General features: G+C 51.8%; 17 protein-coding genes. 8 read left to right on the top strand and 9 right to left on the bottom strand.

Translation table 11 applies throughout. From position 1 onward, the window contains the following. Window positions 1-319: 319 nt before the first annotated feature. Window positions 320-1870, bottom strand: a complete 1551-nt coding sequence (locus tag CA13_RS07955) for a hypothetical protein (RefSeq protein WP_419194071.1) — start codon at window positions 1868-1870, stop codon at window positions 320-322. Between the two features lie 310 nt (window positions 1871-2180). On the opposite strand from CA13_RS07955, the gene CA13_RS07950 reads away from it, so the two are divergent. Together CA13_RS07950 and CA13_RS07945 are read left to right on the top strand one after the other, a co-directional pair. Beyond that, on the top strand, window positions 2181-4598 hold the full coding sequence (locus CA13_RS07950) for a glycoside hydrolase family 42 (RefSeq protein ID WP_146395388.1): 2418 nt from the start codon (window positions 2181-2183) through the stop codon (window positions 4596-4598). Between the two features lie 291 nt (window positions 4599-4889). Next, the gene (locus CA13_RS07945) at window positions 4890-6305 is read left to right on the top strand and encodes a sulfatase (protein ID WP_146395387.1); all 1416 of its coding nucleotides are present in this window, start codon (window positions 4890-4892) and stop codon (window positions 6303-6305) included. 258 nt (window positions 6306-6563) lie between these two features. Here CA13_RS07945 and CA13_RS07940 read toward each other — a convergent pair whose 3' ends face one another. Next, entirely contained in the window at window positions 6564-7949 is a 1386-nt protein-coding gene (locus tag CA13_RS07940) for an alkyl sulfatase dimerization domain-containing protein (protein ID WP_146403516.1), read from the bottom strand. 266 nt (window positions 7950-8215) lie between these two features. Here CA13_RS07940 and CA13_RS07935 point away from each other — a divergent pair, with 266 nt between their 5' ends. Together CA13_RS07935 and CA13_RS07930 are read left to right on the top strand one after the other, a co-directional pair. Further along, complete coding sequence (locus CA13_RS07935) at window positions 8216-8668, top strand: MarR family winged helix-turn-helix transcriptional regulator (RefSeq protein WP_146395386.1); 453 nt, start codon at window positions 8216-8218, stop codon at window positions 8666-8668. A 417-nt stretch (window positions 8669-9085) separates the two neighbouring features. Continuing rightward, complete coding sequence (locus CA13_RS07930; protein ID WP_419194070.1) at window positions 9086-9901, top strand: class I SAM-dependent DNA methyltransferase; 816 nt, start codon at window positions 9086-9088, stop codon at window positions 9899-9901. A gap of 64 nt (window positions 9902-9965) precedes the next feature. On the opposite strand, the gene CA13_RS07925 is transcribed toward CA13_RS07930, so the two are convergent. Then, complete coding sequence (locus CA13_RS07925; protein WP_146395385.1) at window positions 9966-11192, bottom strand: MFS transporter; 1227 nt, start codon at window positions 11190-11192, stop codon at window positions 9966-9968. Window positions 11193-11858: 666 nt separating this feature from the next. Between CA13_RS07925 and CA13_RS07920 the strand changes: the two genes are divergently transcribed. The 3 genes from CA13_RS07920 to CA13_RS07910 all read left to right on the top strand — a co-directional run bounded on the left by CA13_RS07920 (window position 11859) and on the right by CA13_RS07910 (window position 14883). After that, window positions 11859-13595 carry a hypothetical protein gene (locus tag CA13_RS07920; protein WP_146395384.1) on the top strand — a complete coding sequence of 579 codons (1737 nt, stop codon included), beginning with the start codon at window positions 11859-11861 and terminating at the stop codon, window positions 13593-13595. Window positions 13596-13871: 276 nt separating this feature from the next. After that, window positions 13872-14483, top strand: a complete 612-nt coding sequence (locus CA13_RS07915) for a nitroreductase family protein (RefSeq protein ID WP_146395383.1) — start codon at window positions 13872-13874, stop codon at window positions 14481-14483. A gap of 4 nt (window positions 14484-14487) precedes the next feature. Beyond that, entirely contained in the window at window positions 14488-14883 is a 396-nt protein-coding gene (locus CA13_RS07910) for a TspO/MBR family protein (RefSeq protein WP_146395382.1), read from the top strand. Between the two features lie 14 nt (window positions 14884-14897). On the opposite strand, the gene CA13_RS07905 is transcribed toward CA13_RS07910, so the two are convergent. The 3 genes from CA13_RS07905 to CA13_RS07895 form a co-directional block, all read right to left on the bottom strand. Then, entirely contained in the window at window positions 14898-15317 is a 420-nt protein-coding gene (locus CA13_RS07905; RefSeq protein WP_146395381.1) for a GNAT family N-acetyltransferase, read from the bottom strand. 1 nt (window position 15318) lies between these two features. Next, window positions 15319-15978, bottom strand: coding sequence for a metallophosphoesterase (locus tag CA13_RS07900; protein ID WP_419194069.1), 660 nt, complete (start codon window positions 15976-15978; stop codon window positions 15319-15321). A 366-nt stretch (window positions 15979-16344) separates the two neighbouring features. Then, entirely contained in the window at window positions 16345-17835 is a 1491-nt protein-coding gene (locus tag CA13_RS07895; protein ID WP_419194068.1) for an endo-1,4-beta-xylanase, read from the bottom strand. Window positions 17836-18293: 458 nt separating this feature from the next. On the opposite strand from CA13_RS07895, the gene ade reads away from it, so the two are divergent. Beyond that, on the top strand, window positions 18294-19940 hold the full coding sequence (gene ade / locus CA13_RS07890) for an adenine deaminase (RefSeq protein ID WP_146395378.1): 1647 nt from the start codon (window positions 18294-18296) through the stop codon (window positions 19938-19940). A gap of 7 nt (window positions 19941-19947) precedes the next feature. Here ade and xdhC read toward each other — a convergent pair whose 3' ends face one another. From xdhC to CA13_RS07875, 3 genes are all read right to left on the bottom strand, one after another. Further along, on the bottom strand, window positions 19948-20742 hold the full coding sequence (gene xdhC, locus CA13_RS07885; protein WP_419194067.1) for a xanthine dehydrogenase accessory protein XdhC: 795 nt from the start codon (window positions 20740-20742) through the stop codon (window positions 19948-19950). 140 nt (window positions 20743-20882) lie between these two features. Next, a complete protein-coding gene (gene xdhB, locus CA13_RS07880; protein WP_146395377.1) occupies window positions 20883-23234 on the bottom strand; it encodes a xanthine dehydrogenase molybdopterin binding subunit in 2352 nt (783 codons plus the stop codon). After that, window positions 23231-24697 carry a xanthine dehydrogenase small subunit gene (locus CA13_RS07875; RefSeq protein WP_146395376.1) on the bottom strand — a complete coding sequence of 489 codons (1467 nt, stop codon included), beginning with the start codon at window positions 24695-24697 and terminating at the stop codon, window positions 23231-23233. Before CA13_RS07875 ends, xdhB begins: the two co-directional genes overlap by 4 nt. Window positions 24698-24889: the final 192 nt, after the last annotated feature.

The following is a 24889-nucleotide window of genomic DNA, read 5'->3' as shown; positions in this document are numbered from 1 at the left end:
TCCTCCAAAATCGGCCGGAGATGGCGTCTTCGATGGGGTAACACTCGTTCGCGATCTGCATTGATTGGAATTGGCGGAAACGAAACCCGCACCGCTTTGGTCCATCAAGCGTGCGAAGATTTTGTGGCATTGTGCGACGTCGATCAATCCCAACTGTAAGGCGGCAATGAAATGCTTTTTAAAAAACAAAGCAGACACACTCTGACTATCGAGAGGTCTTGGTAAGCGACGACATTGACCTCGTTCAAACTTCGGTGTCTGGTCATTGGCATGCAAAGATATTGATCGAGGCAATGTTGGTGGGCAAAGATGCCAAGCTCTACCGGAGGGTTTCACTGTCTCCCGGCAGAATCGGAGTTGTCGGCTTGGAGTCGCTTTTGAAACCGGAAATACCCTCTTTGAAGAAATGAATCTTGTCGATCCGAAAACCGCCGGACCGTCCGCAGATCCAGAAATAGTGATCGCCTTTGGTAAGGTTATAAATCGGAGTTGAAAAGTGGCCGTCGGTTTTGGCAACGGAGCCATAGTTCTCATGTGTGGTATGCCACGTAAATCCCAAGCCACTGTCAAACTGTTCCTGATTGATGGAGTGATAGGTTTTGCGTGTCATTCCGTAAGGGCTAACTGGATTGAGCCCCATAAGCGTCCAACAGTCATTCCATTTGTCTCTTTCAGGAGCTCCTTTGTGGGATGATCTCAGTGCCATTCGGTACTTGCCTGGATTCTTAATGCGAAGCTTGTAGATCAGCACACCTTCATGCTGATGACTGATTTTGTTTACCCACGAGGGCATCCAGCGAATATAACCGGATCCACTGAAATTTGATTCCGTTGACTCTAGCATCCAGTTATCGGTAAGCGGAACACTTTCAGCTTCAATCACCAGTTTTCCGTCTACTTCCTCAAAAATACTTTCGGTTGCAGGCGGAACCACATCGGGGGTTACACCGGCGGGTGCTGCGGGAGTCGTCGAGCGTCCGCCATGATCCGGGACCACGTTTGTTCCGAACCAGGCCTGCATTTCCGGAATGGTTACGACTTCATCTGTTCCGTTGATACCAATCAGCCAGGTAAGCATACCGGCATCGGAAACGTCTGGCTTTCCGGCAACGATCCGATCATAGACCCAGTTCAGTTTAGGATCCGCATGATTTTGGAGCCAACTAAAATCCGTGTTGGCTGATCCCTTTAGGCCACTGCCGTTACTGCCGTTTTGGTCTTTAATTCTGAGATATCCAATTATCGGAACCAGGGCCTTCACATCGTTCCAGTTGCGATGCCAAAGTCGCGGCTTGAAGTATTCGTTGTAATCGTGATGCGAGACAATCTTCACATGATGCCTGGCACTGCAGTTGGCGGCTTCCAATGCACGATAGATCAATTCCATCGGACCCGCAGCAATCAGATAGAGTGGATCTTCAGCCGTTGATTTATTGATCTCCGAAGTGAGATGTGCAACGGCTCCATCCGGATCCATGGCGGCATCAAAGAATCGACTACTGTCAAATCCCCAGCGGGTCTGGCCGCCCATGGCGCTCCGCCACATACGGTTGTTGACCGAGTCGATTCGTTTGTACTCCAAAAAATTGTTGAAATCAAAATGAACCAAGTTGTCCTGCAGGCCGGCCTTGGCCAGTACGGCCAGCGTCAACGGAGTTGCTCCAACGTCATCCGCATCCGCGTCGGGATTGCCATCTGCACTGATCGCAATCCGGTTGCCGGTTGTCCACGGTGACGTGTCCGCTGCAACTTCCATGCAAAGGGCAGAGCCAAAAATGCCTGCCGCTGACAGCAAGCGTAGTAGCTTTCTCTTGAAAATGATCATCCGTTTCCAATTTGCTTTTTTGAGGTTGACGATTGTTTGTGACACAGTCTGGGTTATTGATTGGTGACTCATTTGGGTCACACTGATTTTAGTCGCGAATGTTGGACGGCAACGGGCCGACAGAAACATTTTGTGATCCATCGCTTTTGGGATCGACAGGTTAGAACCTTAGCTTTTTGTCTTCCGCACCCGGAGCAAGGTTACTGCGGAAGATGGTCGTTCCCGATGCTACGCTCGCTTCTAGCAGGCTCTGACTATACAATTCTCGATGGGAACACGCGTCTAAGACCAACGCAAAATCAAATAGTCCAATTGCTCAAGATTTCGATCTTCCTTCATTCCTAACGAGAGTTCTATGAACCCGATACTGTTTCGCATTGCAATTGCTGGCCTCTCACTACTCAGTATGATCGCATCTTCTAACGATAGCATCGCGGCCGACGCAGCCGCAGCATCGGCAGACAACCCATACGTCAAAGAAGCGTTGACCAACATCGACACACTGGAAGCCAGCATGCAGGAGGCGCGTGCCAAGGAGATCGATGTCACCCGTGAGGAAACGGTGGTCTGGTTCGCCAAAGAGTTTTTGAAGTTCGCGGACTGGGATGAAGATAATCAGGACGCGGTAGCCTACTTATTCGAGCAGTATGCCCCCTACAAAGAAGACAAGGACAAACTCGCAGCCGAGATACCAGACTTCCAACGCAAGATGGTCGTCAAAATTCTCAACGATGGTATCGCGGAACTATCCAGTGTCATCCGTGGCGATATCCAACGGCGCCCGGTCAACAAAGTGGATTGGCAGAACATTGAAGTGGGCGACAACATGTTACTGAGTAACGGCAAGCCGATTTTCCTCTATGACTACTTTTCCAAATCGGTCGGCCGACCTCTGACTGATACTAATGTCTACAACGACCATCTCGGTGCTATCTTCCACGGCGGCGAGAACCTTTACCCAGCCGAACATGACCGGGCGATCAATTCGTTTTTGCTGAAGCAAGATCGCACTTTCGATCAAGAACTTCTGCGCGAAGTCACCGAGATTTCAGATAGCAATGTCGGCTTCCTGATCTACTGGAACCAGGGCATTGCTGAGTGGGTAGAAAAACTTGAACCCGAAGTACGCAAAGGCCGTTCCACGTTTACTGGATTCGATATCGACAATCCTTTGGTGCGAGAGGTTTGGGGAACCATCGCCAGGGAAACCGGTGCCCTGACCAAAGGGAAAAAGGTGACTCAGCTTGGTTACATTCTGGCCAACGAGCCCCACTGGCATTCGATCGCAAGTGGCTGGACCCGAAGAACTGGCGAGATGCAGCAGATTTCGTCCTACACCCTGAACCAATTTCGGGAATGGTTGCGCAAAAAATATGACGGCGATCTCGACAGGCTCAACAAAAACTGGGTATCCCAGTTCACCGGCTTTGATGCGGTTGAAATTGAAATTCCAATTTCTGCCCAAACCCGTGGCACCCCGATGTTCTACGATTGGGCACGCTACAGCATGGACCGTGCCATCGATTGGTACACACACATTCAAGGCGAGCTTCGGAAAGGCAACCCCGATGCGGACACCCACGTCAAGAACAGTACACACCTTTATACCGACAACAATCGCGCGCACGGGATTGACCTGGAAGCCCTCACTGAACTCACCTCGATGATTGGCGATGATGCCAAAGCTAGGCCAACGCGACGCAGCTATCCAAACGAACCAGAAGCCTGGGAGGAACATTACGCCTATTGTTGGGAAGAGTTGAGTATGTCCTACGACTTCATGGATTCGGTGTCTCCGAGGAAAATTCACGTCAATTCGGAATCTCATTTTCTGTCCGCCTCTCGGTGGAGAAAACTGGATTTATCAGTCGAGTATGTGGAAAGTGTTTATTGGCTGGCGACGCTTCAGGGAATGGACGCCAACATGGCATGGTTCTGGGCAAGAGATCCCGATGGATCGCCCGAAGACCGACTGGAAGGGGAGCTAAACTTCGCTGATCTGGCACTCGCAGGATCCTTCGTGGGCTCAACAAACCAGCAGCCGCACATTGCCAATGCCTACACCCAGGTCATGTATGACCTGAACAGTTTCTCTGAAGAAATCATCGCCTTGCGCAAGCAACGCCGTCCCTTGCGTCTGTTCCACTCGGAGACATCGGCGATCAACAAAAACTCTCACATGACCGAGCAGTTTTCAATTTATGAAAAACTCTTCTTTGAAGGAATCCCCATGGGATTCGCTACGGAGAACATCATCAAGAAACAGGATAACCGGTCTTGGGATGGCATCCTCGTTTATAAGACGGAATGGGTCACGGAATCCGAGTTGAACGCCCTGCAGTCCTATCTGGACCAGGGCGGCACCTTGATTGTCGATAGCGAGAAGAGTCTGAGTAAAAACGAATACGGACAGCCACACGATAAGCGACTTAAACAGAGCAAGGGCAATCTCATTGTTCTCAAGGGCAATGAGAGCGTCTCGCAAGTTCGAGACGTCGCACTCGCCGAAGTTGCGGAGAGCCGGCCTGATGTCACGCTTGCCGAAGAAAACGGTAGCGACCACAAGGGCTGCCATTGGCTGGCGGTGAAACAAGACGATGGAAGCTATCTAATGAGCATCCTTAACATTGGTAAGAACAATGCCAAACTGAAGCTCGGTCTGAAAGACGGCACCAGGATTTCCGTGACCGACTTGTTTACCGGCAAATCTGTCGAGCCTGAATTTGATCTCAACTCAAAGGGCGTGTCACTCCTAGAAATTAAGTCCCTCTAAACATTTGCCTAAATGCATTGGTATTTACCTGACCAGCACCCGGTATTCGCTTAAGGCGTATTGTCGTCGGCGATCGTTTGGCTTTTAGCGAAAAGCCAATTGCCGGGAAGTGTGTCAACGCCAGTGTTTGCGTGTTTCCCGGCTCGTTGCCTTCAGCCCCCTGGGGCTACAATGCAGGTCACCGCAGCTAAATTCACAAGAACTTGAAAATTAACAAGAGCTTTAACCATTTTGCACTCGCACAGCCCGAAAAGATTCAGTCAAACCTACTGCGTCATAGCGGTTATCGCCATGGTTTTCGGAGGGCTCTCGACAGCCAAGGCGGCGGACGGCAAGCAGCCCAATGTGCTGTTCATCTTGGTCGATGACTTTGGCTGGAAGGATGTCGGCTACAACGGAAGTTCGTTTTACGAAACGCCAGAGATGGACAAACTCTCCCAGCAATGGATGAAGTTTGACAATTGCTACACACCAAGCCCGATGTGTTCTCCGACCCGCACTAGCATCCTGACGGGAAAGAACCCGGCTCGACACGGAGTCACCCAATGGCTGCCCGGCGTTGATCGAGCCTTTGGTCGTCAAGGCGAATCCGCTCGCGTGTATTGTCCGAAGTCTCAGGCTGAGGGAATCAAAGACAGCGAAATCACATTGGGCGAAGCGTTTCAGAAAGGCGGGTATGAAACCGCCTTCTACGGCAAATGGCATATGGGGAAACTGGATGCCACCGGTGGACCAGCGAACCACGGATACTCATCACAAGGAGCGGTCATCGAAGAAAACAGCTGCGCTATGTTTTATCCATTCAGGAATCATCCCGAGTACTTTCCCAACGGAAAAGACGGCGACAATTTTACCGACTCGATTACGGATGCCGCTATCGAATTTGTGACTAGGAAACACGACAAGCCGTTCTACCTTCATCTAGCGCATTTTGCGATGCATGCGCCGATCGGTTCTAAGGCTGACCTCCGAGAGCATTTTCAAAAAAAGGCAGACCAACTTCCCGCCGTTGAAAGTGATTGGGTAATGGACGATCACTATGCGCATAAACCATACAAGCGGCGACAGGACGACGCGGAGTATGCCGGAGAATTGGCCACGCTTGATCACAACATCGGCCGACTGATCGAATCGTTGAAAGCAGCCGGTCTCTATGAAGAGACAATCGTCATCCTTACGGGCGACAACGGGGGGCGGTCATGTGAAATGCAGGGGCATCCGACGTCCAATGAGCCGTTGAGAACGGGCAAGACCTACGTGTTTGAAGGTGGCATCAAAACACCGCTGTTGATCCATTGGCCTGGGAAAACGAAACCGGGTGCGCGGTCAGACGCCGTCGTAACCAGTACGGATTTTTTTCCAACGCTTCTAGAGATGACGGGGTTGCCGCTACTCCCCGATCAACATGCTGATGGCACAAGCCTCGTCCCATTGATCGAAGGTAACGAACTCGATCGCGATGCGATCTATTGGCACTTTCCCCATTACCAAGGCGAAGGCAGCTATCCGGCCAGTGCGATCCGTCTTGGAAACTACAAACTTATTCACAATTACCATCACAACGATGTCCTCTTGTACGACGTCGTGCAAGACCCACGCGAAACGGCGAACCTTGCGCCTGCGATGCCGGAAAAGGCGAGAGACCTTGATGGACGATTAATGAGATATCTGTCCGAAGTCGGAGCCTATGTCCCGCAAACCAAATAGGGGAATCAACCTAACGTGAAGCAACTCTTGCTATTCGTGATTTTTCTCACGATCGCATGTTGGCCGGCTTTCTCACAAGTTCCTCCGAGTTCGACATTTGGAAACGACCTCTCAACCTTCTCTCTTCTGTCGGGTGTCTGGAGACACTCTCTCCGTACTCTCGGAGCGAACCAGGTTTCCAATGCAAATGCAGGGACACAAATCCATGCGGGACATCGGAGTCCGTGATTGCTTCAATGTGACGAATAGGAAGTGTGCCTAAAACCACAGTTCGCTCAACTGACCGGACTCAAGCTCATTGGCATAGCTCAGGTAATAGTTCCGGTTGGGCGCGTTGTATTCTCGTGCCGCCAAGCCTCGTAAAGCCTCAATCTTTACCTTGCGGGCCCGTTTTTTGTCGCCGTCATGCAGCCATTTTAAATAGTCCGATAGCTCCAGTGCCCACTTGTAGTCCTGCTTCGCCAATGCAGCTTCCATTTGCTCGGTTAGTTCTTGCGTGCCACCGGCCAGTTCGGCAATGTGTTTCGCTTTTAACTTGGGTTCCAGTGGGCTCAATGTCGTCGGATTCCCGTCGAACCAGCCCAGTAGCCCTGCATAAATCGCTCTAACGGCATGTGGTACTGAACCGTAAAATTCGATGAGATACGGTTTGTCTTTTAGGCGTTTCGGCAATTCAACTTCGTGTGCAAGTTGGTCGGGACTCTTGCCCTCATTGATACCTCGAACCGTTTGGTCATAGACGCTGCGAATTGCTTCACTGTAATCGTTCAGTACCGCGGTGGCGGTTTGTTCTCCTCGGATGGGCATGGTGTGGCCGGGAACCAAAACGTGTGGCTTAAGTTCTGCCATTTTCGCAACGCTTTCGGACCAACTCAGCACGTCGCGATAGGCCGTCCCCCGAATCGCATATAGATTGGGAAAGGAACTGTAGAAATTGTCGCCCGCGAACAGTACCTGGTTCTGCGGGAGCCAGATGAACATCGCGTCGTCGGTCTCCCCTGGGCCGATGTGGAATTCGATCTCGACGCCCGCGATCGTCGTTTTGAGACCACTGTCTGGAACCTTGACGGTAGGAGCAAGGAACCCTTTTCCACCGTCGCTATCGTCTGTATTGGCAGGAGCAACACCGCGGTTGGTGCTTTCGGACGGCGAGAGCTTCCGTCCGAATTGACGCACATTTCGTTTCGCCTTGACCGGGGCCACCGCTTTGTTCACGCCTTCGGCCGAACCAAAACTCTCTGTGGCGTAGATGTCCGGTCGCTCATCGCCAATGAATGCACTGGCGCCACCGATATGATCGCCGTGACTGTGCGTGTAGATGATTGCCTTGACCGGCTTGTCGCTGTACTTGCGAAACGCCTCGGCCGCTTTTGCGGCACTGGTCGGCCCTTTCAGCGTATCGATGATAATGACACCGTCCGTGCCGACAATCATCGACGTGTTGGCTCCGTGGAACCCAACGGCCGTATAGACGTTGTCGGTGACTTTCACGACCTGCTGTCCGAATTGCTGTTGTTGTGCATTGAGCATCTTCAATGCGATTGTCGGTTCCACCTGGGTGTCCGCGTTAGCAGCTCTGCTCGCAACTCCAAAAGCCACCGCCAAGCCTAAAAGTAGACAGACTGTTCTTGTACTTACGTGCATCTTCTGGTTTCCTTTTTTGGGGGCATCGCGTCCACGTTCACCGAGTTGACGACCTGCCGAAGGTGGGTCGCAGCGGCGGATACCATTGCGGTAGCAACCCGCCGTGTAGCCCGTTCCGAGTGCAGGTCCAGCTCGACTTCCGTAAACGTTTTGGTGTTGGGTGTACCGTACACGCAAGTGAGTGTATGGTACACTCATCGGGGCGTCAATTCTCGCAGAGTGTTTTGTGCTGATTTTTGCCTTCTTGTTTTTGATCGAGAGTTCTTATGACGAACCACGAACGACCTGGATTTCTGATCAGTCGCCTGGCCTATCTGTTTCGGTTGCGAATCGAAGATCTACTGGCGGACAACAATTCTGAACTTTCGGCTGAAGAATCCGCCTTGCTGATGGTTTTGGTTGAGTCTGGGAAGCCACTACGGCGCGGAGAGTTTGCTGGAATCATGTTGCGTGACAAGACGACGATCACGCGTCAGTTAGACGGGTTGGTCGCAAAAGGGCTTGTGCGACGAGAGCCGGATCCAAGTGACGGCCGCGCATTTTTGATCTATCCAACGTCCAAGGGGACTCGGCAAATCAATAGGCTACTGCCCCATGCCAAAGCGCTTCGGCAAAGTCTGAAACGTGGATTGACCGCCGAAGAATGGGCGATCGGCTTGAAAGCCATGGGGCAAATGAAGGACAACTTGATAGCGATGGAATCAAAGAAGGATGCTTAGAATTTGAGGGCTAAGAAGGACGACAGTCCACCGCTTGCCCTGATCCCATGGCTGGTGACTTGAAAGGCGAGATCCGTCAGAACGCTTTGGGGTCGGTGCTAGCTTCGCCCGATGTGGTTTCGATGAGCACTACGGGAAGATCGCAATCATAATAATTGTCACCGCTGGCAATCCGCTTTGATCGCTGCGCACATTCAATGTTCGATAGGTTCGTGCGTCATCATGCTGCCATATATAAGCAAAGCCACACACGGCAAATTCTATTGTGATTGGTGCGGCGACAACGAATGGCAGCATTCCAGTGATCGGATCCGAAATGAACGCTCGCGTTGCCTTTACGCCGCTATCTCAACCTTGCCACGCTTGATCTTAGCGTATCAACGGAACAGTGACGAGAGTTGAAGATTTGCTGGGGCTATGTCTGCTCACTGGATTCCGATAGCTTGTGTCATTATGTTACACCGCTACCGAATACAGTTTCCGCCAGCCGATTCCGAGAAGCTTGAGCAAGATGAAGTCTTCTTTACTCTTGTCGAGGATGGTGAATCGAAGCGTCTGCGATTTCACGATTACGACGAAATTTACAAGCGGCCCGGCTTGTACGAACAGCTTTTTTACGAACGGCTTCGCTGCACGTCTCCGGAAAAAGTAGCCGACCTGCTGCAGCGCGCTCTCGAGACCGTCCGCGAACCGATTAGCGAATTGCGTGTGCTCGATTTGGGTGCTGGCAATGGGATGATGGGCGAAGTGCTCAAGCGAAATGGTGTTGCCCGGTTGGTGGGTGCGGACATTATTCCGGAAGCCCGTGACGCTGCGTACCGGGACCGATCCACGGTCTACGACGATTACTATGTCGCCGACCTAGTGAACCTCGATCCCGACAAGCTCGAGCAACTCCGCGAATGGCGTTTTGATTGTTTAACTTGCGTTGCTGCTCTCGGTTTTGGCGACATTCCCCCACGAGCTTTCTTCAATGCGATGAAGTTGGTGCGAACCGATGGTTGGCTGGCTTTCAATATCAAGCATTCCTTTCTTGATCATAATGAGCAAGGCGGATTTTCACGTCTTGTCCGCGAATTGATTTTCTCGAAATACCTTGATGTCTATCATCTCGAGCTCTATCGGCACCGTCTCTCGATGGAGGGCACACAACTGTTCTACTACGCCTTGGTGGGACGCATGACCGCGTCGATCCCCGAGGACTTTCTTGAAAAGCACGGCATCGAAGAATGAGCCTTGTCTTTATACCGTACGCTTAGGTCTTGAAGCGTAACCTAAGCAGCCTCGCGATTGACTTTCACGTGGGGCGACGCACGATATGCCAGAAAGAGATTGATGCTGCCAGGCCGACCATTGCGGACAAAGTGAGTACGGTAAAGACGTATTGGTGCCCGAGTTCACCGGGCCATCGATCCAGCAGGATTCCCATCAACGGTCCCATGAAGACGTCGGGTGTGTATCCGACGACGGAAACGATGCCCACCGCGCTACCCGTATCTCCAAAAGGCACGCGTCCTGCCTCCATCATTGCATAGTACAGGCCGCGCAAAGCAAATACAGCGGCACTGGTGGCGATCAATGTGATAAAGAAGAACGCGGTGATGCCGGGGCGAAACGCTCCCGCAGCGATCACGGCGCTGCCAATTCCGAACACCAGTAGACTCAACATCGTCATCCGGGCAACGCCAAAGCGATCGGCCATCAGACCCGCAGCGATCGCCGCGAAAGGCCGAACCCACATCGAAAGTGTGCCGACGTGGGCAGCCTGAACTTCGTCAAACTCCAAGACTTCGTGTGCGTATAGCGAGACATCGTCTAAACCCTTGTAGCCGATGTACGCGCAAACCACGACGATTGCTTGAAGCCAGACTGTTGGCATTCGCAATACACGTCCCACTCCGCCCGGTTCGTACCTATTCGGTGAGTCATCGGACGGTTCGTTCGGCGGAGGTAAAGCAAACCACACAAGTCCGGCCGCAGCAAACGTGATCCCCGAAAACAGAATGATTACCTGGCGGAACGCGTCTGCCCGCTGGTCGAACGATGCATTTTGGACTTCGGCCGGCAAGAAGAAGGAGAATAGTACAACCGCCCCGCTGCCAATGGCAGCAGCAACCAACCCACGTCCTCCGTCGAGTATTCCAAATGCGCGACCCGGTAGCTTGGTCCCGCCCCAAGCACGCGTAGCTCGAATCAGCGGTGCCCAAAACAATAGAATTGTGGTGATACCCCAAAAACCATACAGCACTTTTAGCCCCGCCAAGGAAGGTAGCGTTGCCAACGCAAACCCGCCGATAGACGTTGCGACCAACGCAAAAGACATTAGTTTCCGAGCCGAAAACCGATCTGCGATTGGCCCGCCTGGGAAGTACGCCAACATGGCAACCATGCCGTAAACCGAGAAGGCGATCCCCAACTGAACGTTGGTTAGGTGAAATACCTCCAACAGTGTCGGACGGAAGATGCGAGGAAGCACAAACGGTAGAAAGAAGACGGCTTCGCCCGCCACAATGAGCGCAAACATCGCAATCGTTCGATCAGCAGCCGACAATTTTCGATGGAAGTGTTGCACGTTCTGCACCAGTTGAAAACAAGCAATTGGGCGTTAACCATGGGGCTCCAATCGGAAAAAGTCAATCACATTGAAAAGCGAATTGTTTTCACTCGTATTGCCACGAGAGTACTTGCGATCTCGTTTCACAAGTTTCCAGTTGTCATTCAACGGATGTTTTGAGGCGTGCGCAAACCGGCCCTTCTTCGAATCAGAAAGTTGTTGCGCGCGGTGAGTGCATCGACTTCACATAAACCATTTTTGATTCCAACGACTCGTATCGGGCTAGGTCTGCTTCGTTCCACATCACCGACGGCCAACCCAATCCAGACTTCTCCGCAGACGCAACAGCGTGCAGGAATAGAAAGTTTCCGCAAGAAAAGAAGGCAGATTATCGAGGAGGTACCAATTTCAGACTCTCTGGGTGACGTGTCATTTGCTTCGCAAACGTTCGTTTCGGTAAGTATGTCTTTAGACACAACATCGTCGTGTCAACGCTTATAACCCGCACAAACAGAAACGGCGGATTCCCGAGACTGACTTTGGCGGCTTCTTTGGCTTCCAATCACCTCTTTCTTGACGGTTACTCGGAAAATGAATCCTAGGTTTCCTAGGTAGCTTTACTTAGAGAGGTTCTGCATGTTCATACTGACAATCATTGTGGGCGTTTTCGCCCTGATCGCCTTGGCCATGCCGGATTTGGTACTGCTCAGTTTCTTGCTGATCGTGCCAGGGATCGTCTTGATGATGGCCCCCACCGTTTTTGTCTACCTTGCCGCAGCAACCGCAATTCGCTCGATCCTTCCGTACGGCACGGGCGTGACGGCGACTTCTTTTGCACTCTTTGCTGCCGGCGTGCTCGGCTATTTGGTCGCGTGGCCCTTTCAAATGATGGGTGAACGTGAGTATCGAGCGTTGATTCAAGAGGACGTGGTTAGTGCGACGCCGCTAAAGCTGCTTGGACATGTTCGCTTGGAACGTCGTGATATCAGTCACTGGAAACGTGATCAAGAAAAGGAATGTGATCACCTTTGTGCGGCTCTGCTGCTGACACCAGGAGTCAAAAGCGTCACGCTAGCCAAAGGCAAGGATCTACAACAGGTTACGAATTGGCAGCTCGTGCCGCGTGGCAGCGTTTCCGACACAGGGCTGGCTCCCACCAAGCCGGAAGATATTTTTCATCAATATCCGGCCAAAGTGAATCGCGATTTGAATGGAGTGTCGTTTCATGAGTTTAATCAAGCTAGACGAGAACAGCTCGCGGCGGAATGGAATCTTAGGCTTGCGACTCGCGAAACTCTGCTGGCCAGCGATACGGCTCCCGTGCCGGATATGACCATCGCCATTACCCACCTTCGTGAAAAGTCACAGCCGAGCGTTCAACGCGTCGAAGTGCTGGATAAAGCAGGCGTGATGCTCTTTCGCCGGTCGTTGATCAAGCATGCCGTAGTACAAGCACCTTTCTATATTACGTTTCAGGCGAACCTCAGCAACTCTCACTTCGCCATCGGTCGCAAGTTGTTTTCGACCGGAAAACGATACGAGAGATTTAATCCAGTCACCGAATTGATCCAGCACCTATCCGGAATTCGCCACACGCCGTCCGGCGAAGCGCCGCAGCAGGTGAAGCAACTTCTCCAAGCTGCCCTGGACAATCTCGAAGGTAGCCCTCCTGAACTCGCGTTGGCTGTGCCCTGGCTTAGCGGAATAGACAACAGAGCACTATCCGACGAGGACGCCGTACTCGTTCATCGGGTTGTTGGCGATCTTCGGATCCAAAATGTAGGTGAAGCGCTGCGACACGTGTATCCAAAGAAGACGCCATTAGAATTTCGCTCGATTCTTGTGCAGCGGATCATCGCCCCGGAAACCAATGCGACAGACCGGGGCCACTTTGCCTATCTGTTGTCCAAGATGCCAGCGGGTACTTTTGCCGACATGACCGAACAAGAGTGGCAGATCATCAACGATCCGACACTTCGCAAGGATGCCTTACCGTTCGTAGAGCGGCTAGCGGATTTGGGGAAGTCCGGTGTCGAGCCGTTGTTGATGATCCTGCAACACGCCGTAACAACGATGACACATTGGTACATGCGAAGGCCCACGATCGATGTGGTCTGTCGCGGGTTTACACGACTTGGCGCGGACGGAAAAGAGGCATTGCCAACCATTCAATCGCTGTTTGAGCAAAAGCGTTCACCGATCACCAATAGCGCCAACGACGCGTTCGCATGGCGGGTCGCCATGGCACGCATGGGATTAGCAATCGACGAACTGCCTTATCCACCAAGTTGGAAAGAACAGAGTATTGCGAAAATGCGAGAGAAAGTAAGTCGACGTCTCGCGGATTTTGATTCCGATGAATTTAGCAAATAACGTCAAGGTACTCGTTGGCTTCGATCTGCGGGTTTCTCGCACGGTGATAGACGCCTTGCTATAGTGTGCAGTGGACTTTCAAAAAGTGCTGTCGACGTGCCGTGGTATCGTTAGGCGTTGCCGTCAGTTGCAGTGTCACGTGCGTCTCCGATCTTTTAGGGCCTGTACGCTGTAGAGCCAGCAGGATTTTCCGCGCCTATTCTAGTCAACATTCAAGGATGACCTTGGAAGTGGCCAATACCATCGATCTCTCCATTCAAACATCAGGAACCTAAGGTGCAAGTAAAAGAAGCCATCCATGCACGCCGCGCGATCAAACATTTTGACGCCGATCACAAACTGACCGACGCCGAAGAAAAGGAGTTGCTAGAAACGACGATTCAGGCTCCGACCAGTTTCAACATCCAGCACTGGCGTTTTGTAATCCTTCGCGACTCGGACCTGCGAACAAAAATTCGCAAGGAGTATGGAAACGATCAGGCACAGATGACCGACGCTTCGTTGCTGGTGCTGTTCACTGCTGACATGAAGGCTTGGCAGAAATCGCCCGAACGCTATTGGGTAAACGCTCCCCAGGAAGTTGCCGACCTGCTTGTTGGTTGGATGGGACCATTCCATGAAGGCCGCGAATGGTTGCAGCGTGATGAGGCTCAGCGGTCGATTGGCATGGCGATGCAAACGTTGATGCTGGCGGCCCAAGGCATGGGGTACCAATCGTGTCCTATGATCGGTTTCGATATCGAAGCCGTCGCCAAGCTTGTCAATCTTCCTGACGACCATGTCATGGGCCCAATGGTTGCCATTGGAAAAGGAACAAAAGATGCTTGGCCGAAGCCCGGCCAACTTGCCCTTGATGAAGTCGTGATCGAAAATGGCTTCGGGGGCTAGCGAGATGCATTGGCGAGAATGGTACGACGGTCTAATCAAACCGGCTTGGACTCCCGAGCCGACCACGATCGCGTTGATTTGGCAGATTCTGTATCCAATTATCCTGGTCAGTTTCGGCTATGTTTTTGTACAAGCCATTCGCAGGAAACTGCCGTGGCAAGTCTGCATTCCGTTCGCGATCAACTTGATTGCAAACATCCTGTTCACACCGATTCAGTTTGGCCTGCGAAACCTGCCGCTCGCCGCAGCAGACATTCTGATGGTCCTGATCACCATTCCGGTGATGATGTTCTTCGTTTGGAGACATCACCGCTGGGTCGCGTGGGCACAGGTGCCATACCTCGTTTGGGTATCCATCGCCACGGCACTACAACTTTCCATCACTTGGTGGAATTCCTGAATGAGCCGTGTCTTTTAGCGCGTGTCCTGTGGAAGAATTGACCAGCAGGACTCGTGCTGGTTCATTCCAATGTGGGGATAATATGTTTGCGCGGCCGGCGCTGCGAGCAGGATCAACCGCGTGTCCAATCCCGCTTTTTGATGAACCAATCGGATCAGCTCGCGGCCGATACCATTGCCTTGGAAAGTCACGTCGACAGCCAAATCCGACAGATACGTGCAATACGCAAAGTCGGTGATTGCCCGTGCCACACCGACAAGCAACCCCGCTTCATTCCTCGCTGTTACGACAACGTCCGCGCCCGACAGCATCTTCGCAATGCGTGCCGCATCATCGACCGGTCGCCGCTCAGCTAATGTCGAACGACGGAGCACAGCAATGAACTCTGTTGGCGCAACATTCGCTTCGACCGCAAAGTGTATCTGCTTGCTCATTTTAAACCTCGACGACGAATCCGTTGTTCTTCAATTTTACGGCAAGGTTACAGCACGAGCAGTTGATGAACTGAGTCGCGCCGCGTGTAAACATGCCGTAGTTGCTGATGCCTTTCTCGTCGTGCAAATGCCCAAAGGCGTGAATCTTTGGATTGATCCGTTCATCAACGTGTCGGCGCAAAGCAGCACAGCCGACCTGAACGAGTGCCTTCGATTCAACGTCGTGCGTTAGATCCAAGACGCCTTTCGGCGGACCATGCGTGACGAGAATGTCCACATCCTTGGGAACCGATTGCCAAACGACATCCAACCGCGTTCGCTTCTTCATGTACGCCCAATCGTGGAAACGAGGCGTGTAGGGCGAACCAAAGATCTTCAAACTATTCCGCTGAATCATGTCATGGATCAAGAACCGAACATCGGGATACTCCTCGGGACTAATCAGTCCTTGTTCCACTGCGGTCGAGTGATTCCCTGGAACAAACACTTTCGTTTCGATCTCCAATCCGGAGAACCAATTGAAGAAGTCTCTCGCTTCGGGTTCATTCAACCAAGCATTTCCATGCGTCGACTCATCGCCACAGTGGATCACGGCATCGACATCAGGAACTGTCAATTCCCGATGTAGATTGTGAGTGTCAGAAATGAACCAGATTTTCATACCTGTCCTGCGAGAGCGTGACATCGCTAGAGGGCAGCGATGTTGGTGATGGTGAGTTTATACGATTCCGTCTTGATGGCAGTGGGCCTGACGCAGAAAGTTCTTCGTGAGTTCGCATGGTGGTCCGGATCGCAGAGACAAATGGTTGCAGTGTTTTGGGCGATATCGATTCCGAACAGTCTTTCAATCGTCTTGATCGCGTCAGGGGCCGATAAGGATCGGCTCTGTAATGATGAGATGCGACTTTGTGGGATAGTTTCTGTCTTTTGTTCAGTTGGCCTTGTTCGTTGCGGCGTGGTGATCCTACTTTGTTTTGACTTGCAATTGCCCGTCGATAGCGTTCAACGCGTCGCTTTGTGTTGCGTGTTACTTTTTTCGCTTGCGGTGCCGTCGACACGATAACATGCCGCAAACGAGACTGGTCAAGGCTAGTGTGCTTGGTTCGGGCACCGCCGTTGCCATGCGGAGGGTGATCTGTCCATTCTCGAGCAATTGAAAGCCGCTAACGGAAGCCATTTGTCCGTCCAGCATCGCTTCGATTTCGTAGGTCCCGTTGAATAGGCCTTCGGGTGCCATCCATTGGCCTTGACCATCCAGGGTGAGGTCGAACAATTCTGGTTTCCATTCACCTTGGACCAAATCGAACCAGGGACTCGCTTCCTCTTTGATGACCCAGTCTTCATCGAACAGCGGTCCATTGCCGCGCCAATGTCCTGGGTCCCAAAAGCCCCACATGTTGAATCCCATTACTGACTCGTGCTCGAAAGCGGAAGTCAACATGTCTTCGAATATTTCCGCTTGCCTGGTGGCCGAAACGGGGGTGACGTCGTCGCGGATGTCGAACTCGGTGATTTCAATGGCGAGTCCCGTTTCGGCAATGATATCGAGCCGAAGGTCAATCGCCTCTTTCGACAGACTGGTAAACCCAACATGAGCTTGAACGCCGATCCGGTCGATTTCGGCACCCGCCGCTTGTAGGTCATTGATCAAGTTGCGATAGGCGATGGCGTTATTGTCGTTCTGCGAACTTAGAATGTTGTAGTCGTTGATGACCAGGATCGCATCGGGTCTGATTTGTTTGGCCCGAATAAAGTAGTCGGCCATCGCCTCAACATTCGACTGATAGATATCGGCATCAACGAAAGTATTCATGTAGTAATCTTCGTGCAAAGGCTCGTTCAGCACATCCCATGTCGTGATGTTGGGGCCTGCACCGGTGCTGCTGTAGCGAGCCATGATTCCGCCTGAACTTAACCGATCGTTGATCAAAGCGTCGTGAAAGCCTTGAGCGGTTGGACTGCTCGCTGATCGGAATTCGTTAGGGGTTGGCCAGCCATCTTTTTGCCAAACGACCGAGTGCCCTTTTGCCGTCATACCATTCGCGTACGCAACGTTGATAGCAGCATCCGGATTGTTGGGCCCGCTGTTGTTGTAAGCTGTCCATTGCATCCCGTTGGTTGGAACAATGTGATTGAATTGTTCGAGCACCGTGGTTCGGTAATTCACCGTGTCTTGCCATGTGGGCGTGTACCGAGCGACACCAATGGAGGTCAAATTGGGAAGCAAGTTCTGTTTTTGCGTTTCCGACAGTCCGTTGAACTCGGACTCTGAAATCGTAAACAGCCTGTCCTTTACCTGGGTTCCAAATTGAAAAGCGTGGCGAGTCATTCGAACATTGATCGTCGCCTGCGAAAGCGGATTTCCTTGGGCATCCTCTACGCTAACGGTGAGCGAAGATTTACGGTGGGCCAAGGGGCCGGTGACCATCTCGGCACACACCAATCCACCTCCGCAAAAAAACAGAAACGCGAGAAACAGACGCGACGACCCTGTCAGGTGTGAAGTCCAACATCGCATGGGGCGAGATCCTTGGGAATGAGTTGGCCGAGGCGGGGTTCTCGGCAATCGGCCGAACATCGATAGCAGATTACTGAAGCGAGCTTACCCAATTTTACTAGAGCGGTTCCATGATCTCTATAGTTGGATGGGGCGGAAATAAATCAAACCTCATAGTTACGCCATAAAGCAGTGCTATGCCAGACGCGTTGAGTATCGATTTACGAACCGCAAAGCGTCCATCTCCGTTGTAACACCTTGGGCGATTGCCATTAACGAAGCATCATCAGTATGCACGGTATTTTGAATAGGTTTTGGCAAAGTACCGTTATCAATACAATAGGGAGGATCATGAATTGCTTCGCGTGGCAGTTGGCACGAAAGACGGTACCGGTGATGAGGTTTTCTGCGAACAAGCCAATCGTCATTGATGCAAAAAAGCGCGGCTAATGCGTACTTCTTCGAATATTGAACGTTTTATGGAATTTAAAGTTAGGGGCAACCTTGTTGACGTCCATCAAGGCGAAATCTTTGCGGCTGAAGTCTCGGTTGCCGATGGACGAATCACGGCGATTGATCAACTTGACCACGCGGTCGAGAATTATTTGTTGCCCGGGTTCGTTGATTCACATATTCACGTCGAAAGCTCGATGTTGCTTCCGGGGCAGTTTGCTCGAGTCGCCGTAACACATGGCACCGTCGCTACGGTTTCGGATCCGCATGAAATTGCCAACGTTTGCGGTATCGAGGGTATCGAACTGATGCTGCGAAACGCGGCTCAGTCGAAATTCAAATTCTGTTTTGGCGCTCCGGCCTGTGTGCCCGCCACTCCATTTGAAACGGCAGGCGGCCGTCTGGATGCGGATGCTGTCGCCAAACTTCTTGCGGACGACCGAATTGGTTACCTCAGCGAGATGATGGATTTTCCAGGCGTGCTAAATCGTTCAACCGAAGTGATGAAAAAAATTGCCGCTGCTGCACACAACGGCAAACCGGTGGACGGGCATGCTCCTGGTTTGCGTGGCGATGAAGCCGCTGCATACTTTGCGGCAGGGATCACGACCGACCACGAATGCTTCACACGAGAAGAAGCCGAGGATAAATTGGCGGCTGGTTGCAAGATTGCTATCCGCGAGGGTTCCGCAGCGCGAAATTTTGACGCTTTGCACTCTCTAATCGATGACTATCCCGATGCCTGCATGCTGTGCAGTGATGACAAGCATCCAGATGAGTTTTTGGAGGGGCATATCAACCGACTTGTCGTGCGGGCAGTTGCCAATGGTTTAGATCGGATGAATGTACTGAGAGTCGCCTGCGTCAATCCGGTGGAACACTACCATCTCGATGTCGGGCTGTTGCGCGTCGGCGACCAGGCGGATTTTATTGTCACAGAAGATTTAACCGAATTCCACATCTTGAAAACCTACCTCGATGGCGTCTTGGTTGCGGATCAAGGTAAAAGTTTGCTCGCGGTCCCTCCGGCCGAAACCGTTAACAACTTTACGGCGACTCCAATTCAGCCAAGTCAGTTGCAAGTGGCCGCATCCGGGACAACGATTCGGGTGATGCAAGCCATCGGCGGGCAACTGTTTACGAATCAGATTCAGCGACCGTGCCGAGTTCAAGACGGAAATGTGGTTGCCGATGTTGCACGCGACATTTTGAAAATCGTTGTCGTCAATCGGTACAAAGATGCTTCTCCTGCAGTCGCGTTTGCTTCAGGATTTGGGCTAAAGTCGGGTGCGTTTGCGTCGTCGGTTGCACACGATTCCCACAATATCGTTGCCATTGGAACCAACGATGAAGATTTGTCAGCGGCAATCAACGCCGTCATTAACGAGCAGGGCGGTTTGTCAATTTCTGCGGACGGCCAAACGGATGTATTGCCGCTGCCGGTTGCCGGTTTGATGTCAACCGATTCTTGCGAGTCGGTTGGAAAGGCGTACAGCAAGATGGACCAGCGATTGAAAACTGAATTGGGGTCATCGCTTCGTGCACCCTACATGACGCTATCCTTTATGGCATTGTTGGTCATTCCGTCACTAAAGCTGAGCGACAAAGGCCTTTTTGATAGCGACAAGTTTGAATTTGTTCCGTTGTTTGTTGAGGAGAAACCAGCCAAGTGATTTCGTCTTAGCTCGTCTCCTTTCCGGCGTCGCGTTGCTCCAGCATCTGGGCGACGATGCTGATGGCAATTTCGGCTGGCTGATTCGAGCCAATGGGCAAACCCATCGGACAAATGAACTGCGATGCAAGATCGGCATCAATTCCACCTTCCTTTAACTCCCGCACAATAGCTGCTTTTTTCGACTTACTTCCAATCACGCCCAGGTATGCTGGCTGAATGTTGTTTTTGAAAATGCACTCAAGAACAGGTCGATCAGTCGAGTGCCCCATCGTCATACAGACCACAAAATCTTTGGAAGAAAGGTTTTCTGCGTACTGTGATAGTTTGGGGGTGCAGATCTTTGTCAGTCGTTTTTGGTTTTCAATTTTGTCGATCCATTCTTGTCGGGGGTCCAGGCAAGTCACTCGACAATCAAGCGTCAACAATAGTTGGATCAGCGATTGTGCCACGTGCCCGGCACCAAATACAACGATGTGCCAATCTCTGCGGTTGTAGACTTCAAAGAAAAGTTTTACCAATCCCCCACAAGTCATTCCAATGTCTCGTTTGAGGTGCCAATCAACGATCTGGCGATTTCGCGAAACATCGTCGATCATGGATTTGGCGAATTCGATCGCACGGTGCTCTACTTTTCCTCCGCCAACGGTGCCATGAATTAAACCCGTTTCATCAACCAACATTTTTGATCCCGCATCTTGCGGTGTGCTGCCGGTTGATTCCACCATCGTTATCGCAACAAACGGCGCACCAGTACCGGCAATTTTGGAGAGCGCTTCGATGTGGGTTAGTTTGTTTTTCAAAGTTGAATTGCTTTCGACGTTCTGGCCAGGACCCTAGGAAAAGTCATGGGCTCGCTCTCCGTGACGCGTGGGGAAGTACGTTGATTAAGATTACTGTGTAACCACCGGCTTTGAAATGCAGGGATCTGCAAGCCTTTCTATCAACATTCCATTTCCGTTAAACAACGCAAAATCTCTTCTCCGGTTGCGGGCAACTTTAAGTTAGGATCCTTTTCACTCGGTAAATACGTCAATGCATTTTTGACTGCGGCCCAAACGGCAATTCCCAACATTAGCGGTGGTTCACCGACCGCTTTGCTACGACGAACACAATGCAAATTGTCGTCGTTGGGGAACATCGCACAGCGGAAATCAATGGGAAGATCAGTGATGGCCGGAATTTTGTAAGTCGTCGGGGAGTGCGTCAAAAGTCTTCCGCCGTCGTCGTAGACAAGACTCTCAGCCGTTACCCAGCCCATGCCCTGAATGAATCCGCCCGTTATCTGGCCCATGTCCACTTTGGGGTTAATTGATTTTCCAATGTCCATCAGCAAATCCACGCGTTCGACCGAAAGCTCGCCCGTGAATCGATCAATCGAAACCTCGGCGACTGCGGCGCCTTGGGTGTAATACAAGAAGGGATTGCCGCGTCCCGTTTCGCGGTTGAAATCGACACCGGGTGTTTTGTAAAACCCTCGCGCGCCCAAATCGATTCGCTCCATGCGAGCCTTCCGCGTCAGTTCGGCAAATGTCATCCCCGCGTTAGGTTGACGACGATCGCGAACCATTCCGTCGGTGAAGGCAATGTGTTCGGGCGAAGGAATCAAGCCGTCTTTCGGCGAAGCAAGCAATTCAGCAGCAAAATTGGCCAAACGTGATTTGATGATGCGGCACCCATCCACAGCGGCCGCGCCGTTAAGGTCGGTGCCCGCCGAAGCCGCTGTTGGCGACGTGTTGTTGTTCTTTTCGGTTGAGGTCGGCATCACAATGACGCTTGGGAACGGAATGCCAAACTCGTCGGCCACGAGTTGCCTAATCTTGGTGTTAAGCCCTTGCCCCATCTCGGTTCCACCCGTGGAGACTTGAACCGTTCCGTCGGTGTAGACATTGATCAGAGCGTTGGCTTGATTGAGAAACTTGGTCGTAAACGAGATGCCGAATTTGACCGGAGTCATCGTGATTCCATGCAGTCGCAGTGAATCGTTCTTGTTCTTTTGGTCTAAGCCCGCAATGCGATCACGATAATTCGACGTTTCAGCCAGCGTCGTCATGATCTCCGTCAAATGGTTGCCCGTGTATAGCTGGCCATACGGAGTCACGTTGCGATCTGTGTCTCCGTAGACGTTTATCAAACGCAAATCGAGCGAGTCGATTTTTAATTTTTCCGCAACTCGCTCGATGATATTTTCCATCGAGGCGATCGCTTGTGGTCCGCCGAAGCCGCGAAACGCAGTGTTGGGCGGGAAGTTTGTTCTGCAAACCCGTCCATTGATTTCAATGTCTTCGATGTAGTATGCGTTCTCGGCGTGCAATAACGTTCGTTCCATCACCGAAGTCGAAAGGTCAGCCGCCGAGCCACCGTCTGAGAAAAAGTCAACCTTGAGTCCGACGATGGTGCCATCCGATTCAAATCCAACATGCCAATTGCACCGATAAGGATGTCGCTTGCCCGTGACACACATATCGGTGTCTTTGTCGTACACGATTCGTGCAGCGCGTCCGGTGCGTTGTGCAACCAGCGAAGCCATCAGCGCCGGGATGACTGCTTGGGTTTCTTTGCCACCAAATGCACCGCCCATGCGTTTGCAAATGCAAACGACTTGATGCATGGAAAGCCCCAAGACTTCCGCAACCATGGTTTGGATTTCCGTCGTGTTCTGGGTCGAAGAGTGAACGACCAATTGGTTTTGCTCACCCGGAAACGCAACCGCGGCTTGCGACTCAAGATAAAAATGTTCTTGTCCGGCGATTCGAAATTCGCCCGACAGTTGATGGGTTGCCCCGGCGATGGCCTTAATGGGATGACCACGTTTGATTCGTCGCGTGGGACCAATGAAATGCTCGCTGGCGATCGCGTCATCGATCGAAAAGATTGGATTTTCCGGCTCGGCTTCGATCGTGACTAAATTGCGGGCTTCAGCCAATGCTTGTTCGGTTTCTGCGGCAATCACGACTACTGGCTGGCCGACGTATAACAATTCCTTATCTGCTAGAAACGGTTCGTCGCAAAACAGTGGTCCGAAAATATTGTGCGGCCCAACATCCTTTGATGTCAGCACGCACGCCACGCCTTGGGCATCGATGGCTTTAGAAATATCGATGGATTTGATGGTGCCATTGGCCACCGGTGAACCGACAAAGCCGACGAACAATTCGTCAACACGGCACGGCAAGTCATCAATGTAGGAAGCTGCACCGGTAACGTGGCCGACTGCCGAATCGTGTGGAATCGACTTGCCGACAGCTGTTCCGCCCAGGATCCTCTCGGCTGTTTTCGAAGAATCGGTGTTCATGCGAGTGCTCCTGCGGCCCGGACTTCATGAAAGAACTTCTTCAACACGTTGCGGGCCAGTTGCAACCGATATTCATCGCCGCCTCGGACATCCGTGATCGGCGCGATTTCTTTCACCGCGATATAACCAGCTTGTTCCATCGTATTGAGGTCAAACGTTCGACCGATTAGAAACGACTCCGTTTCCGGCAGTCGCAAAACGACGGGTCCCACGGCGCCATAGGCAATCGCACAGCTCTCAATCGCTTCTCCATCAAGCTTCATGCGAATCGCAGCAGTGAAGCTGGAGATGTCCAAGTCTTTTCGCCGAGAGATTTTGTAAAGTCGAAGTTCTTCATCATTAGACGGTAAAGGAATTTTGACTTGTGCCAACAATTCTGCTGGCTGCATATCGAATGTTTTGTAGCCCTGATAAAAGTCGTTGATGTTAACTTTCCGAGTGCCCGACTTACCGACGATTTGAAGTTCGGCACCAGTAACGAACAGAAACGGAAGTGAGTCCGCGATCGGTGAGGCATTAATAATGTTGCCACCGATGGTTCCGACGTTGCGAATTTGGGGCGACCCGAAAACGGAGACAATTTCATAAAATTGCGGTAGCCTTTTTTCGACTAGGTTTTCAATGTCCGTCCATGTGGCGCAAGCACCCGCAACAATGGCATTGCCAGCCAACTTCAGGTGTTTGAGAGCCGAGACGCGATTTAGATCCATCCAGATTTCGGAGTGACAGAATCCTTTGTTGAACTGTACACCAACATCGGTGGCGCCGGCGACGATTTTTGCGGAAGGGTTGTCAGCCAAAAAGTTGGTCGCTTGCTCAAGCGAAGTTGGGCAATAGATTGTTTGGGTAGCTTCACCAACGACGTGTTCAATTCTGATTTCGTCATCGGAAATTCCGCTCATTGCTGCAACCATCGGCGCCGGCGGAAAACACTCGTTTATTTTCGGCGAACGGTTTTGACTGCACTGAAGACCGGCTTTGACGATCGGTGTGTAACCGGTACAGCGGCACAGATTTCCCGTCAAACCACGCCGCCATTGGCGTTCGCTTGGCTGATCGTCGTTTTCAAGCATTCCCGTCATCGCGACAACGAAACCGGGCGTACAGAATCCGCATTGTGAACCATGACAGTCGATCATCGCTCTTTGAACGCTATTCAGTTGGCCACTCGATTTTTCATTGTCGGCAATACCTTCCACCGTCACGATGTTGCAGCCATCAAGCTGGTAGACAAAGCGGATGCAGGAGTCGATGGCGGCGTACTTGAAAGTGGGCTTGGCCGAAGCGGCATCAGCGATTCCGCACAGCACCGAGCAGGACCCACAGTCGCCTTCGGAGCAGACGATTTTTGTTCCGCATAGAGCAAGTCGTTCGCGCAAAAAATTCGACAGGGGAATAAACGCGTCGGCCCCGCTCACACGATGTTGTCGGCCGTTGACAAACAGAAGAATATGGTCGCGCATTTTGTCTTTTGCTCTAAAGTGAATTCCTACCAATATAATGCCAATATCGTGAACTGACGACAACGCATTTTATTGGATGTAATTCATCTCCGAGAAGTCAAAAAGCGGAAACGAGTACTTTCGTTTACGAAAAGTGAATATAGATCGCCTCGGCGATCCGGGTTGTTAGTCGAGATCGATACTGCTTGGTCG

This window comes from Novipirellula herctigrandis (genome assembly GCA_007859835.1).
GTDB classification, from domain to species: domain Bacteria; phylum Planctomycetota; class Planctomycetia; order Pirellulales; family Pirellulaceae; genus Novipirellula_A; species Novipirellula_A herctigrandis.
The sequence above is the reverse complement of the archived record's forward strand: the minus strand, read 5'-3'. Positions and strand labels throughout refer to the sequence as shown.

Excerpts from the sequence above, each read along its gene's own strand:
- CA13_RS07950 (WP_146395388.1), top strand. The coding sequence starts at position 2,181 with ATGAACCCGATACTGTTTCGCATTGCAATTGCTGGCCTCTCACTACTC.
- CA13_RS07945 (WP_146395387.1), top strand. The coding sequence starts at position 4,890 with ATGGTTTTCGGAGGGCTCTCGACAGCCAAGGCGGCGGACGGCAAGCAG.
- CA13_RS07940 (WP_146403516.1), bottom strand. The coding sequence starts at position 7,949 with ATGCACGTAAGTACAAGAACAGTCTGTCTACTTTTAGGCTTGGCGGTG.
- CA13_RS07935 (WP_146395386.1), top strand. The coding sequence starts at position 8,216 with ATGACGAACCACGAACGACCTGGATTTCTGATCAGTCGCCTGGCCTAT.
- CA13_RS07930 (WP_419194070.1), top strand. The coding sequence starts at position 9,086 with ATGTCTGCTCACTGGATTCCGATAGCTTGTGTCATTATGTTACACCGC.
- CA13_RS07925 (WP_146395385.1), bottom strand. The coding sequence starts at position 11,192 with ATGTTTGCGCTCATTGTGGCGGGCGAAGCCGTCTTCTTTCTACCGTTT.
- CA13_RS07920 (WP_146395384.1), top strand. The coding sequence starts at position 11,859 with ATGTTCATACTGACAATCATTGTGGGCGTTTTCGCCCTGATCGCCTTG.
- CA13_RS07910 (WP_146395382.1), top strand. The coding sequence starts at position 14,488 with ATGCATTGGCGAGAATGGTACGACGGTCTAATCAAACCGGCTTGGACT.
- CA13_RS07905 (WP_146395381.1), bottom strand. The coding sequence starts at position 15,317 with ATGAGCAAGCAGATACACTTTGCGGTCGAAGCGAATGTTGCGCCAACA.
- CA13_RS07900 (WP_419194069.1), bottom strand. The coding sequence starts at position 15,978 with ATGAAAATCTGGTTCATTTCTGACACTCACAATCTACATCGGGAATTG.
- CA13_RS07895 (WP_419194068.1), bottom strand. The coding sequence starts at position 17,835 with ATGCGATGTTGGACTTCACACCTGACAGGGTCGTCGCGTCTGTTTCTC.
- ade (WP_146395378.1), top strand. The coding sequence starts at position 18,294 with ATGGAATTTAAAGTTAGGGGCAACCTTGTTGACGTCCATCAAGGCGAA.
- xdhB (WP_146395377.1), bottom strand. The coding sequence starts at position 23,234 with ATGAACACCGATTCTTCGAAAACAGCCGAGAGGATCCTGGGCGGAACA.
- CA13_RS07875 (WP_146395376.1), bottom strand. The coding sequence starts at position 24,697 with ATGCGCGACCATATTCTTCTGTTTGTCAACGGCCGACAACATCGTGTG.